This window comes from Streptomyces bambusae (assembly GCF_019400985.1).
Lineage (GTDB): Bacteria > Actinomycetota > Actinomycetes > Streptomycetales > Streptomycetaceae > Streptomyces > Streptomyces bambusae_A.
Genome location: NZ_WTFF01000209.1, coordinates 1 through 12,884 on the forward strand (window position 1 = coordinate 1; position 12,884 = coordinate 12,884).

Annotated in this window: 10 protein-coding genes and 2 pseudogenes; 5 read left to right on the forward strand and 7 right to left on the reverse strand. The window is 74.6% G+C overall.

Translation table 11 applies throughout. The features are described from left to right. From GPJ59_RS24770 to GPJ59_RS24780, 3 genes and pseudogenes are all read left to right on the forward strand, one after another. Positions 1-642 (forward strand): annotated as a pseudogene (locus GPJ59_RS24770) (hypothetical protein); the annotation flags it as partial. Further along, the gene (locus GPJ59_RS24775; RefSeq protein ID WP_258024869.1) at positions 639-1,286 is read left to right on the forward strand and encodes a precorrin-8X methylmutase; all 648 of its coding nucleotides are present in this window, start codon (positions 639-641) and stop codon (positions 1,284-1,286) included. The pseudogene GPJ59_RS24770 and the gene GPJ59_RS24775, both read left to right, overlap by 4 nt. Next, on the forward strand, positions 1,283-2,785 hold the full coding sequence (locus tag GPJ59_RS24780) for a precorrin-2 C(20)-methyltransferase (RefSeq protein WP_219669906.1): 1,503 nt from the start codon (positions 1,283-1,285) through the stop codon (positions 2,783-2,785). The genes GPJ59_RS24775 and GPJ59_RS24780 overlap by 4 nt, the downstream gene beginning before the upstream one ends. A 98-nt stretch (positions 2,786-2,883) precedes the next feature. Here the strand turns inward: GPJ59_RS24780 and GPJ59_RS24785 are convergent, their stop codons facing one another. The 4 genes from GPJ59_RS24785 to GPJ59_RS24800 all read right to left on the reverse strand — a co-directional run bounded on the left by GPJ59_RS24785 (position 2,884) and on the right by GPJ59_RS24800 (position 6,973). Next, positions 2,884-3,606 carry a cobalt-precorrin-6A reductase gene (locus GPJ59_RS24785; protein ID WP_308120460.1) on the reverse strand — a complete coding sequence of 241 codons (723 nt, stop codon included), beginning with the start codon at positions 3,604-3,606 and terminating at the stop codon, positions 2,884-2,886. A gap of 73 nt (positions 3,607-3,679) precedes the next feature. Continuing rightward, positions 3,680-4,429, reverse strand: a complete 750-nt coding sequence (gene cobM / locus GPJ59_RS24790) for a precorrin-4 C(11)-methyltransferase (RefSeq protein WP_219669908.1) — start codon at positions 4,427-4,429, stop codon at positions 3,680-3,682. 6 nt (positions 4,430-4,435) lie between these two features. Next, entirely contained in the window at positions 4,436-5,728 is a 1,293-nt protein-coding gene (gene cbiE / locus GPJ59_RS24795) for a precorrin-6y C5,15-methyltransferase (decarboxylating) subunit CbiE (RefSeq protein WP_258024873.1), read from the reverse strand. Between the two features lie 174 nt (positions 5,729-5,902). Next, the gene (locus tag GPJ59_RS24800; RefSeq protein ID WP_258024870.1) at positions 5,903-6,973 is read right to left on the reverse strand and encodes a trypsin-like serine peptidase; all 1,071 of its coding nucleotides are present in this window, start codon (positions 6,971-6,973) and stop codon (positions 5,903-5,905) included. A gap of 164 nt (positions 6,974-7,137) precedes the next feature. Here GPJ59_RS24800 and GPJ59_RS24805 point away from each other — a divergent pair, with 164 nt between their 5' ends. After that, on the forward strand, positions 7,138-8,352 hold the full coding sequence (locus tag GPJ59_RS24805) for a cytochrome P450 family protein (RefSeq protein ID WP_219669909.1): 1,215 nt from the start codon (positions 7,138-7,140) through the stop codon (positions 8,350-8,352). A gap of 101 nt (positions 8,353-8,453) precedes the next feature. On the opposite strand, the gene GPJ59_RS24810 is transcribed toward GPJ59_RS24805, so the two are convergent. Continuing rightward, a complete protein-coding gene (locus tag GPJ59_RS24810) occupies positions 8,454-10,790 on the reverse strand; it encodes an immune inhibitor A (RefSeq protein ID WP_258024871.1) in 2,337 nt (778 codons plus the stop codon). 196 nt (positions 10,791-10,986) lie between these two features. On the opposite strand from GPJ59_RS24810, the gene GPJ59_RS24815 reads away from it, so the two are divergent. Next, complete coding sequence (locus GPJ59_RS24815) at positions 10,987-11,496, forward strand: septum formation family protein (RefSeq protein ID WP_219669910.1); 510 nt, start codon at positions 10,987-10,989, stop codon at positions 11,494-11,496. 2 nt (positions 11,497-11,498) lie between these two features. Here GPJ59_RS24815 and rfbB read toward each other — a convergent pair whose 3' ends face one another. After that, positions 11,499-12,491: a dTDP-glucose 4,6-dehydratase gene (gene rfbB / locus GPJ59_RS24820; protein WP_219669911.1), complete on the reverse strand. Its 993-nt coding sequence runs from the start codon at positions 12,489-12,491 to the stop codon at positions 11,499-11,501. An 81-nt stretch (positions 12,492-12,572) separates the two neighbouring features. Further along, a pseudogene (locus GPJ59_RS24825) lies at positions 12,573-12,884 on the reverse strand (HEXXH motif domain-containing protein); the annotation flags it as partial.

Sequence of the window (12,884 nt, forward strand, 5' to 3'; positions counted from 1 at the left end):
GTCCTGGTCCCCCTGGGCCGGCTGTCCACGGCCCGGTGGCGCCAGGCCCTGTCCGCCGCGGACGGCCTGCGGACCACCCCGTGGCGGGGCCTGGTCCTGACGGGCGCGCGGGGCGGGCAGGGTGAACTGGCCCGGCGGCTCGACGAGGCCGGACTGGTCCTGGCCCCCGGCAGCGCCTGGGAGTCCGTCACCGCCTGTACCGGGCGGCCCGGTTGCGCCAAGTCCCTGGCCGACGTGCGCGCCGATGCGACGCAGGCCGTGGCGGTCGCCGGAGCCGCGCCCGGGCCGCTGCCCGTGCACTGGTCCGGCTGCGAGCGCCGGTGCGGACACCCCCGCGGCACGGACTGGGTGGACGTGCTCGCCACCCCGGACGGGTACGCGCTCTCCGTCCACGGCCTCTCCGTCGAGGGCCTCTCCGTCGACGGCCTCTCCGTCCCCGGCAGCCCGCTCCCCGCCGACCCCGGCCTGGCGGCCGCCCTCGCGGCCGCACGCCGCACCACCCCCGCGGGACCCCCCGTCGCGCCCACCGGGTCCGACGGGTACACCGGGTCCGACGGGTCCGCCGGGCCCAACGCGCCCACCGGGCACACCGGGCCCGCAGGGCCCCCCGCAGGTTCCGAAGCCGACGCAGCGCAGAAATGAGCGATTCCACAGTGTTCGAGTACGAGAAGGACGGCGCGGCGATCTACCGCCAGTCCTTTGCCACGATCCGCGCCGAGGCGGACCTCTCCGGGCTGCCCGCCTCGGTCGCCCAGGTCGCCGTGCGCATGATCCACGCCTGCGGAATGACCGACCTGACCCGGGACCTCGGCTGGACCCCGGACGTGGTGCTGCGTGCCCGGGCCGCCCTGCACGCCGGCGCGCCGGTCCTGTGCGACGTACAGATGGTCGCCAGCGGAGTCACCCGCAAGCGGCTGCCCGCCGACAACGACGTGCTGTGCACGCTCTCCGACCCGGCCGTGCCCGAGCTCGCCCGCAAGATGGGCACCACGCGCAGTGCCGCCGCCCTCGAACTCTGGCGCGACCGGGGCCTGCTGGAGGGATCCGTCGTCGCCGTCGGCAATGCCCCCACCGCCCTCTTCCGGCTGCTGGAGATGATCGAGGAGGGCGCTCCGCGCCCCGCCGCGGTCATCGGCGTACCCGTCGGCTTCATCGGCGCCGCCGAGTCCAAGGACGCGCTGGCCGAACACCCCTCCGGCCTGGACCACTTGATCGTGCGGGGCCGCCGCGGCGGCAGCGCCATAGCGGCCGCGGCCGTCAACGCCATCGCGAGCGAGGAAGAATGAGCGACCAGGCCACGGGGCGCCTGTACGGGGTCGGACTCGGCCCGGGCGACCCCTCGTTGATGACCCTGCGCGCGGTCGAGGTGATCGCCGAAGCCGACGTCATCGCCTACCACAGCGCCCGCCACGGGCGGTCCATCGCCCGCTCCATCGCGGAGCGGCACCTGCGTGCCGACCACATCGAGGAGCCGCTGGTCTACCCGGTCACCACCGAGACCACCGACCACCCCGGCGGGTACCAGGGCGCCATGGAGGAGTTCTACGCCTCCGCGGCCGCCCGGCTCGCCGGGCACCTGGACGCGGGCCGGACCGTGGCCGTCCTCGCCGAGGGCGACCCGATGTTCTACGGCTCGTACATGCACATGCACAAGCGGCTCGCCGACCGCTACCCCACCGAGGTCATCCCCGGTGTCACCTCGGTCAGCGCCGCCGCGGCCCGGCTCCAGACCCCGCTGGTCGAGGGCGAGGAGGTGCTGACCGTCCTGCCCGGCACCCTGCCCCAGGAGGAGCTCACCGCCCGCCTGGCCGCCACCGACTCCGCCGTCGTGATGAAGCTCGGGCGCACCTTCCCCGCCGTACGGCAGGCGATGCAGGACTCCGGCCGGCTGGCCGAGGCCCGGTACGTGGAGCGCGCGACGATGGCCGGGGAGCGCACCGGCCACCTCGCGGACACCGACCCCGACTCGGTGCCCTACTTCGCGGTGGCCGTCGTACCCAGCCGGGTGGGCAACCCTGGCAGCAAGCCCTCCGGGCCCGGCGAGGTCGCCGTCGTCGGCACCGGCCCGGCCGGGCCGCTGTGGCTGACCCCCGAGACCCGGCGGGCCCTGGCCGACGCCGAGGTGCTCGTCGGCTACACCACCTACCTGGACCGGGTGCCGGTCAAGGCCGGCCAGGTCCGGCACGGCTCCGACAACAAGGTGGAGTCCGAGCGCGCCGAGTTCGCCCTGGACCTGGCCCGGCGCGGCAAGCGGGTCGCGGTGGTCTCCGGCGGCGACCCGGGCGTCTTCGCGATGGCCACGGCGGTGCTGGAGGTGGCCGCGCAGGACGCGTACAAGGACGTGCCGGTACGGGTGCTGCCGGGCGTGACGGCGGCGAACGCGGCGGCGGCCGCGGCGGGCGCCCCGCTGGGCCACGACTACGCCACGATCTCCCTGTCGGACCGGCTCAAGCCGTGGGAGGTCATCGCCGCACGGCTGCGCGCGGCGGCCGAGGCCGACCTGGTGCTCGCCCTGTACAACCCGGGCTCCCGCAGCCGCACATGGCAGGTCGCACAGGCCCGCGACCTGCTGCTGGAACTGCGCGCGCCCGAGACCCCGGTGGTCGTCGCCCGCGACGTCGGCGGGCCGCAGCAGTCCGTACGGGTCGTCACGCTGGCCTCGCTGGAGCCGTCCGAGGTGGACATGCGGACGATCCTGCTGATCGGGTCCTCGCAGACCCAGGTCACCGCGCGGGGCGACGGCACGACGGTGGCGTGGACGCCGCGCCGCTACCCGGAGGCCTGATCCCGCGACCGGGGTGTCGTATCAGGAGGAGGCGGCCCTGCGGGCCGCCTCCTTGCGCTGCCGCCCGCCCAGCGGGGCCGGCGCCCCCGGCGACGCGCCTACTGCGCCAGCCAGTCCACCGCGGCCTGCGGGGTCCCGACGACCGGGACGCCCGGCGGGACCGGGGGGCGGTCCACGACGAGGACGGGGATGCCGGCCTCACGGGTGGCGGTGAGCTTCGGCGCGGTGGCCGAGCCGCCGCTGTCCTTCGTGACCAGCAGGTCGATGCGGTGTGCGCGCAGCAGCTCGCGCTCGTCGTCCAGGGTGAACGGCCCGCGGGCGAGCAGGACTTCGGTGCGGGCCGGGAGCGGCGGCGTGGGAGCGTCGACCGAGCGGACCAGGAACCAGGGCCGGTCCAAGTGGGCGAAGGCGGCCAGACCGGTGCGGCCGGTGGTCAGGAACACCCGGCTGCCCAGGTCCGGCAGCGCGGCCGCCGCCGCGTCGAGGTCGGGCACCCGGTGCCAGCGGTCGCCGGGCACCGGCTGCCAGGCCGGCCGGCGTACGGCCAGCAGTGGCACGCCGGCGGCGGCCGCCGCCGCGGCCGCGTGGAAGCTCATCTGCCGGGCGAACGGGTGCGTGGCGTCCACGAGACGGGTGACACCGTGCTCCGCGATCCAGGCCGCGAGGCCCTCCGGGCCGCCGAAGCCGCCGATCCGGGTCTCACCGGGCGGCAGCACGGGCGAGGCGACCCGCCCCGCGAGCGAGGTCGTGACCCGGTACGGGGCATCCGCCAGCAACTCCGCAAGCCGCCGGGCCTCCGTGGTCCCGCCCAGGACCAGCACATGGTCCGACCGCCCGGCCCTGCCGGGCCCCCCGGGCCCCCCGGGCCCGTCCCCCTCGCCCCCGTGGGCCCCCTCAACAGACATGGCGGTCCCGCTCCGGCGAGTACAGGTGGCTGTCGCGGAACTCCTCGGCGGCCAGGGTCCGGCCCACCACGATGACCGCCGTCCGCACCAGGCCGTGCGCCTTCACCTGGCCGGCGATGTCCTCCAGCGTGCCGCGCAGGATCAGTTCGTCCGGGCGGCTGGCCATGGCGACCACCGCGGCCGGGCAGTCGGCCCCGTAGTGCGGCAGGAGTTCGTCCACGACCCGGTCGACGTACCGCGTCGCCAGGTGCAGGACCAGCAGCGCGCCGCTGCGGCCCAGGGTCGCCAGGTCCTCGTCCTCCGGCATCGGCGTGGCCTGCTGGGCGATCCGGGTCAGGATGACCGTCTGGCCCACCGTGGGCACGGTCAGCTCCCGCTTGAGCGCGGCCGCGGCCGCCGCGAACGCCGGTACGCCCGGCACCACCTCGTACGGGACGCCCGCCGCGTCCAGGCGCCGCATCTGCTCCGCGACCGCGCTGAAGATCGACGGATCGCCGGAGTGCAGCCGGGCCACGTCGTGCCCGGCCGTGTGCGCCTCGGCCATCTCCGCGACGATCTCGTCCAGGGTGAGCCGGGAGGTGTCCACCAGCCGCGCGCCGTCCGGGCATTCGGCCAGCAGTTCGCGGGGGACCAGGCTGCCGGCGTACAGGCAGACCGGGCTGGCGGCGAGCGTACGGGCGCCGCGCACCGTGATCAGGTCGGCGGCGCCGGGGCCCGCTCCGATGAAGTACACGGTCATGTCGTCTCAGCTGCCTTCCGTGGTGTCTGTCGTACCTGCTGTCTTGGCCGCCGTCCTGGTGACCGACCACTGCGTGACCGGCATCGCCTGCCGCCAGCCCGTGAAGCCGCCGACGGGCACCGCGTGCGAGACCGCCAGCTTCACCAGCTCACCGCCGTGCGTGCCGTACCAGCGGCCGAGCAGGGCCTCCGACTCCAGGGTGACCGTGTTGACCACCAGCCGGCCGCCGGCCGGCAGCGCGGCCCAGACCGTGTCCAGCAGCCCCGGCGCGGTCAGCCCGCCCCCGATGAACACCGCGTCGGGTACGGGGAGTTCGGCGAGCGCATCAGGTGCCGCTCCGGTCACCACGCGCAGCCCCGGTACGCCGAGTGCGGCGGCATTGCGGGTGATCCGCTCGGCCCGCTCCGGTACCCGCTCCACCGTGACCGCCCGGCAGGAGGGGTGGGTGCGCATCCACTCGATGCCGATGGACCCGGAGCCGCCGCCGATGTCCCACAGCAGTTCGCCGGGCGCGGGGGCGAGCGCGCACAGGGTCGCGGCCCGTACGTGCCGCTTGGTCAGCTGTCCGTCGCTCTCGTACGCCGCGTCGGGCAGGCCCGGCGTGGCGCCCAGCCGGAGCGTGCCGGCGGACCGGCGGCACTCCAACGCAACCACGTTCAGCGGGTCCCCGGGCGGGTGCGGCCAGTCGTCCGCCGTCCCCTCGTACGTGTCCTCCGCGGCCGATCCGAGCTGCTCCAGCACCCGCATCCGGCTGGGCCCGAAGCCCCGCTCGCGCAGCAGGGCGGCGATCCGGGCCGGCGAGTCCGCGTTCGAGCTGAGCACCAGCACCCGGCGCCCCTCGTGCAGGGCGGCGGCGAGCCGCGCGACCGGGCGGCCCACGACGGTGACGACCTCGGTGTCCTCCACCGGCCAGCCGAGCCGGGCGCACGCGTACGAGACCGAGGACGGGTGCGGCAGGACCCGCAGGGCCCCCGGGCCCGCCTCCTCGGACAGGGCGCGCCCGATGCCGTAGAACATGGGGTCGCCGCTGGCGAGCACCGCGATGCGCCGGCCCGCGTACGCCGCCAGCAGGCGCGGAACGGCCGGGCGCAACGGGCTCGGCCAGCTCACGCGCTCGCCCTCGCAGCCGCGCGCGGGCAGCATGGCCAGCTGGCGCGGGCCGCCGATCAGCACGTCGGCGTCGAGCAGCGCGAGCTGCGCGGGGCGGGTGAGGCCGTCCCAGCCGTCCGCGCCGATGCCGACGACGGTCACGGTTGCGGTCGCGGCGGTGGACGCGGTCGTCGCGGGGGTTCCGGACAGGGGAGATGGTGCGGAGCTCACTGCGCGGATCCTCGGGGGCGGCGACGGGGACGGGTCGGATCCGCACTCTACTGGCCCGCGGCCGGGACCCTTCCGACGGTATGGCTACCGCAGGTAGCTCGGGGGAGGGGACCGCGGAAGGGACCGGCGGAGGGGACCCGTCCCGCGCCGCCCTCAGGTGGCGGCCGAGCGCTCGTACAGTGCCTCGACGTCGTCGCCGAACCGGCTGCTGTACGAGGTGGCGTCGTCCCCGCCCCCGTCGCGGCCGCCGATCACCCCGATCAGGACGCCCGCCGCGGTGCGGAGCGGACCACCGGACGTGCCGTTGGGGAAGCCGGCGCAGTCGAAGCGGACCTGGGTCGGGCCGGCGGCCCGGGCGGTGTTGCGGCAGGTCAGCGCCTCTTCCCCGGTGTTGGAGTAGCCCAGCAGCTGGGCCGGCGCGGGCAGCGCGGAGCGGAAGGCGATCGGCGCGCCGCCGGTCAGGTCCTCCAGGCGCGCGCCGGGATGGCCGGGCCGGCGTACCCGGATGAAGGCCACGTCGTGGTCGGGGTCGGCGTCCTCGCTCCAGCGGGGGTCGATGTCGATCCGGGTGGGGACCCAGACGCCGTAGGGCAGGTTGCCGTCACGGTAGCCGGGCGCGAAGGCCAGGTTGGTCCTGAAGCCCCAGGTGTACACGCAGTGCGCGGCGGTCGCGATCAGGCTGCCGCCGGGGGAGTGGACCACGCTGGCCGAGCAGTGGTGCTCGGGGTCCCCGTCGTCGCCGGGCGAGAACAGCGCCCCGACGGTCGACTCGACCGCGGTCGCCGTCTCGGCGCGCAGTATCGGCGCGGCTCCGGCTCCGCCACCTGCTCCGCCTCCCGCTCCCGAGGCGCCGAAGGGCGTAACGCCGCCGTCCTGCGGCGCCGGTACGTCCTGCGGCGCCGGTACGTCCTGCGGCGCCGGCGCGTCCTGCGCCGCGGTTCCGCCCCGCGTCGTGGGCAGGGCGGAGGGGTCCACGACGTGGTCCGCGTCGTGGTCGGCGTCGCGCTCCGCGTCGTGGCCCGTGCCGTGGAGGAGCGCGTCGGCGGCCTCGTCCGCGAGCCGCGGGTCCTGGATGTACGTGCCGGTCGTCACGTCACCCTCGGCCAGGTGCCCGGCGATCGCCCGCAGCTGCCACAGGTACGCGGCCCCGCCCACGACCAGGACGGTGCAGATCCCGAGCAGCGCGGCCAGGCGCAGGACCCGCCCCCGCACCGTCGCGGACATGTGCCACCCCCTGCCGGGATCGTCGGACCGTCTCCCTGTTCGACCCGTTCGATGTCCGCCTGGCCGTGCCGGTTCCGTGACCGGCCTGTGTCCGTCCTCACACCGGACCGTGCGCGCAACTCCGGTCCGCCGGACGGCAGGACTCCGCCTGCGAGGATGACGACATGACCGCGCACACCACCCTCCCCGACCTCCCGCAGCCCTTCGGCGACGCCTACCGGGCCGACCCGCACGGGGTGTTCACCTCCCTGCGTGCCCAAGGCCCCGTCCACCAGGTCGCGTTGCCGGACGGCTCCCACGCCTGGCTGGTGACCCGGGAGGCCGACGTACGCGCGGGCCTCGCCGACCAGCGGCTCTCCGTGGACAAGAAGCACGCCAACACCGGCTACCGGGGCTTCTCCCTGCCGCCCGCGCTCGACGCCAATCTGCTCAACCTCGACGGCGAGGACCACCTCAGGCTGCGCCGGCTGGTCTCCAAGGCCTTCACCCCGCGCCACGTCACCGGCCTGCGCCCGCGGATCGAGGCCGCCGCCGGGGACCTGGCCGACCGGCTCGCCGCCCGTATCGCCGCCGACGGGCGGGCCGACCTGGTCGCCTCCTTCGCGGCCGTGCTGCCGCTCATGGTGATCAGCGACCTGTTCGCGGTGCCGGAGGCCGACCGGGCCGCCTTCTCCGCCCTGGCCGACCGGATGCTCGCGCCGCGCCGCGCGCAGGACGTCCCCGAGGCCGTGGCCGGCCTGCACCGGCTGCTGGTGGACCTGGTCGCCGTACGCCGTGGAGCCCCCGGCGAGGACCTGCTGTCCGCGCTGATCGCCGCCCGCGACGAGGAGGACCGGCTCAGCGAGGACGAACTGGTCTCGCTCGCCTTCCTGATCCTGCTGGCCGGCAGCGAGAACACCCGGCACGTGATCAGCGGCGGGGTGCTGACCCTGCTCCAGCACCCCGACCAGCTCGCCGCCGTACGCAGCGACCCCGCCCTGCTGCCCGGCGTGGTCGAGGAACTGCTGCGCCACGGCCACCCCAACCAGACGGCGATCCGCCGCTTCCCCACCGAACCCGTCGAGATCGGCGGCGTCACCGTCCCGGCCGGCGAGACCGTCCTGCTGTGCCTGTCCTCCGCCCACCGCGACGCCGCACGCTACGAGGACCCCGACCGCTTCGACCCCGGCCGCGCCGACACCGGGCACCTGGCCCTCGGCAACGGTGTGCACTACTGCCTGGGCGCCCCGCTCGCCCGGCTCGAACTGACCGTGGCCTTCGAGACGTTGCTGCGCCGGATCCCCGGACTGGCCCTGGCCGTCCAGGAGGACGGGCTCGTCTGGGACACCTCCTTCCGCAGCCACGCCCTGCGGGAGCTCCCGGTCACCACGACGGGCTGACGCGTCACGGCGGGCGGCCGGCGTGACGCGTCGCGGCCCGCCCCCTCACCGCGAGGGGACGGGCCGCGCAGGTCACCCGCTGACGCGGGCGGCCGCCCCGGTCAGCGGGGCGACGGGCTGACCTGGACGGTGGTCAGCGCACCGCCCTCGGCCTCCTTCACCACCGCGATCCGGGTCCCGGTGTCCGGCACCTTCACCCCGACCTGCGGCAGGTCCGCGTTCCAGTACGAGCCGCGGCGGTCGTCGAAGACCGACACCCCCGGCCGGGACGGGATCAGCACCGGGGCCCCCGCCTTGTGCAGCACGATCTCGTCGCTCGGGCGCAGCGAGAACGGGGCGTCGAAGGTCTGCGCACGGGCGTTCAACAGGGTGCCGTCGGCGTGCCGGAGCGGCTCCGGGCGGGCGTCGACCGGCAGCAGCATGCCACCGCCCGGGTGCGCCTTGGTGGTGTTGTCGCTGTAGGCGGTGTCCCACAGCCAGATCAGCACGCCCTGCTGGTACGGGTAGAACTCCACCGTGTCGTTGCCGAAGCCGAAGTTGTACGGCCCGGTCTTCAGGTAGTTGCCGAAGCCGGTGTAGCGGCGGTTCTCCACCAGGTAGGCGCGCGGGTGCTCGGCCGTGCCCGTACGGCCCTGCGTACGCGACCACTTGACCGCGCTCCAGCCGTTCGCGCCCTGCTCGGCGCCGTCCGCAAGCACCTCGCGCTCGCCCGCGGTGACGCGGATCGCGTCGAACGTGACGCCCTTGCCGTGGGTGTTGCTGTCCGAGGTCACCCGCAGCCGCAGCTGCACGCTACGGCCCGCGAACGCGTCCAGCGGCACCGACAGCTCCGCCCAGCCGCCCGAGGTGCCGGAGACGCCCTTCGCGGGGATCGCGGCGCCGTTCACCGTCCCCGCGAGCGGGGACCAACTGGCGCCGCCGTCCGTGGAGGCCTCCACGGTGAGGAAGTCGAAGTCCTTCTCGACGTCGTACCAGACGCGGGCGTCGAGCCTGGCCGTGCCGGCCCCGCCGAGGTCGACGGTGCGGGTGAGGGTGTTGTCCATGAAGTCGCCGGTGCCGCTCCACCACTGGCTCGACCCCTCGTACGGGTCGGTCAGATCGGTCCGGGTGACCGACGGCGGCAGGTGCACCAGCAGGGCCTGCGGATCCTCGGTGTTGTAGCCGGAGACCCCGAGCACCGCCCGCGTCCTGCGGCCCGCGTCGGCCTCGGTGTACTCCAGCCAGCCCAGCTGGAGCTTGCTCCACGGGTCGAGGTCGCCGGGGTGGTCGCCGGTGGTGTTGCGGCCCCGGCCCAGGTACGAGCCGGAGGACATCAGCGACCAGAAGTTGACGCTGTTGTCCCCGTCCGAGCTGTAGAGGTCAGGAAGGCCCAGGTCGTGCCCGAACTCGTGGGCGAACAGGCCGACTCCGCTGTTCTCGCCGCCCGTGAGGTAGTCGCCCGCCCAGATCCCGGACTCGCCGACGGGGGTGCCGCCGGCCTTGTTGCCCTCGGGCCCGGCGCTGCCGGCCTGGTCCCAGTACGCGAACCAGCGGTGCGCCCACACGGCGTCCTTGCCCTGCTCGCCGCCGCCCCAGGTCTGGTCCTTGCCCGCGTGCACGACGACGAGGTGGTCCAGGTAGCCGTCCGGCTCGTCGAAGTTGCCGTCGTGGTCCGCGTCGTAGCGGTCCCACACGTCGAACTCGGCGAGCTGGGCCTTGATCTGCTCGGGGGTGCGGCCCTTGGCGCGCTCGGTGAAGTACCAGGCGTTGGTGGCGTCCTTCACCATGTCCCAGTTGGTGCGGCACTGACCGGACTCGGAGCAGTTGTCGGTGCCGTAGCGGGCCTCGTTCCACGGCAGCCGCACCCAGTCGCTGACCTGGCCGTCCATGTCGTAGCGGCCGGAGGACTGGAGCCGGTAGTAGTTGCGCAGGGTGCTTGCGCCGGGGTCGGTGCCGAAGAACTGCTTCTGGTAGTAGGCCTGGTCGAAGTCCTTGCGCCACACGGTGTGGTTGTCGGTCTGCGGGGGCCGCGGGATGGTGTTGTGGCGGGGGCCGGGGGTGCCGCCGAAGCGCGGCTTGCCCTCGAACTCGGTGGTGTTGTCCACCTGGTCGCCGAACTCGGCGAGGATGACGAAGATCTTGTCCTTGCGCTCCTGGGCGAGTTCGACGTAGCGCTTGCCGACCTTCGCCCGGCGAGGCAGGGTGCCGTCCGGCTCGGCGCGCAGTCCGGCGACACCGCCGGAGCCGCCGGCCGCGACGCCTTCGAGGGCCTGGCGCCGCAGGGCCTGCCGCTGGAGCTCCAGCGGCGCGGGCGGCGGGGCGGCGGCGTGCTGCTCCGCCTGCCCGATCTGCTGCTCGAACGACCGCTGCCCGGGGGTGGGCGGGGCGGCGGCGAGTGCGGGGGTGGCGGCGAGGAGGGCGAGGGATATCGCCGCTCCCGCCGCGACGAGTCTGCGCAACGTAGCTGACCTTTCCGGTAGTCCGGCCGAAGCGCAGGTAATATTTCACATGTGACAGGTGATGGATAGGGGGTGGGTCCCACAGGCGCTCCCCCGGCAGCGGGGAGTAGCGTGAGTAGTGGTGCACCGCCCGACTGTGCGCCGCTGGCTGCCAGTTGCGTCTCATCCTCTGCGCAACGCAGGGAGGGGCATACGCATGTCCAGATCACCGCAACTACCGACGCAGAAGAACAACGTGTTCACCGTCGCGGCTTTCTTGTTCGTCCTGCTCCTCGGACTCACCGGCGCGTTGGGCGGCAGCACCCGCGCGGCCGCCGAGGGCATTCAGGACCTTCGCACGGGGGACTGCTTCAACGCGGAGGACGATCCGAAGGACTACAAGGAGGAGGGCAGCGACATCGTCGGCCTCACGGTGAACATCGTGCCCTGCGACCAGCCTCACGAGGGGGAGGTGTACGCCGTTCTCCCCCTGCCGGACGGGCCGTTCCCGGGCATGAAGAAGGTCATCTCGCTCGCCAACGAGAAGTGCAGCGCCAAGACGACGCTCACCGACTACGTGGGCGCTGCGGAGATCCCGGAGACACTCCAGATCTACTTCTACGCCCCCCAAGCCTCGAGCTGGGACTCGGGCCACCGCGACCTCACCTGTTTCCTGGGCGACGCCAGCGGCTCCAGCACCGGCTCGGTCCGCGCCACCGCTCCCTAGTCTCAGCGGGTGAGGGCCGCCCGTTCCAGCAGGGGTTCCCACCAGGAGCGGTTCTCGCGGTACCACTGGACCGTGTCGGCCAGGCCCTCGGTGAAGGGCACGGTCGGTGTCCAGCCCAGTTCTGTGCGGGCCTTGGCGCTGTTCAGGGCGTAGCGGCGGTCGTGGCCCTTGCGGTCCTCGACGTGGTCCACCATGTCCCAGCCGTGGCCGCAGGCCTCCAGCAGGAGCCCGCACAGCTCCTTGTTCGGGAGCTCCGTGCCGCCGCCCAGGTGGTAGACCTCGCCCGGCCGGCCGCGGTGGAGGGCCAGGTCGATGCCGCGGCAGTGGTCCGCGACGTGCAGCCAGTCGCGGACGTGGCTGCCGTCGCCGTACAGCGGGACCCGGCGGCCGTCGAGGAGCCGGGTCAGGAAGAGCGGTACGAGCTTCTCGGGGAAGTGGTGGGGGCCGTAGTTGTTCGAGCAGCGGGTGACGACCACGTCCAGGCCGTGGGTGCGGTGCTGGGCCAGGGCCAGCAGGTCGGCGCTCGCCTTGCTCGCCGCGTACGGGGAGTTCGGCGCGAGCGGGGCGTCCTCGGTCCAGGCCCCGGTCGGCCCGGCCGACCCGTAGACCTCGTCGGTGGAGACCTGCACGAACCGGCCGACCCCGTGCGTACGGGCCGCGTCCAGCAGGACCTGGGTGCCCAGCACGTTCGTGGTGACGAAGTCGTGCGCCCCGGTCAGCGACCGGTCCACGTGGGACTCCGCGGCGCAGTGGACCACGGCGTCGTGGCCCGGCAGCACCTCGTCCACGAGGCGGACGTCGGTGATGTCGCCGTGTACGAAGGTCAGGCGGGGGTCCCCGGCGACGGCGTCGAGGTTGGCGCGGTTGCCGGCGTACGTGAGCTTGTCCAGGACGGTGACCCGGACGTCGGGCGGCGACAGGAGCCGGCCCGCGAGGGTGTCGCGGACGAACTGCGAGCCGATGAACCCGGCTCCACCGGTGACGAGGATTCTCATGACCGGATCGAGCCTAGCCCACCCCCCGACCCACCCTCGTCCGCGCCCGCGCTGTCTGGGTGCCCTCGCGGGCCTGCGTCCTCAGGCCCGCGCCGCCAGCCAGGCCGCGGCGCGTCCCAGTTCCTCCGGGCCGTCGGGGCCCAGCGCCGCCAGCCGCTCGGGGCGGCGCAGCAGGCGCCGCAGGCCGGGGGAGAGCTCGGCCCCGGCGAGCAGCCAGCCGCTGAGGGCGTGCGGGTCACCGGGGGAGTGGCGCAGGGTTTCGGCGTACAGCTGCCGGGCCGTGCCCGGGTTCCCGGCGGCCAGGTGGGCGTCCGCGCCGGCGGGCGCGGTGGGCGGGGTGCGGTAGAGGCGGGTGCGTGGATCGGTCCACCGGCCGGGCGCGCGGGCGGGGAC

Bases quoted from the DNA above. Each gene is read 5' to 3' on its own strand.
- GPJ59_RS24775 (WP_258024869.1), top strand. From the start codon at position 639: ATGAGCGATTCCACAGTGTTCGAGTACGAGAAGGACGGCGCGGCGATC.
- GPJ59_RS24780 (WP_219669906.1), top strand. From the start codon at position 1,283: ATGAGCGACCAGGCCACGGGGCGCCTGTACGGGGTCGGACTCGGCCCG.
- cobM (WP_219669908.1), bottom strand. From the start codon at position 4,429: ATGACCGTGTACTTCATCGGAGCGGGCCCCGGCGCCGCCGACCTGATC.
- GPJ59_RS24800 (WP_258024870.1), bottom strand. From the start codon at position 6,973: ATGTCCGCGACGGTGCGGGGGCGGGTCCTGCGCCTGGCCGCGCTGCTC.
- GPJ59_RS24805 (WP_219669909.1), top strand. From the start codon at position 7,138: ATGACCGCGCACACCACCCTCCCCGACCTCCCGCAGCCCTTCGGCGAC.
- GPJ59_RS24815 (WP_219669910.1), top strand. From the start codon at position 10,987: ATGTCCAGATCACCGCAACTACCGACGCAGAAGAACAACGTGTTCACC.
- rfbB (WP_219669911.1), bottom strand. From the start codon at position 12,491: ATGAGAATCCTCGTCACCGGTGGAGCCGGGTTCATCGGCTCGCAGTTC.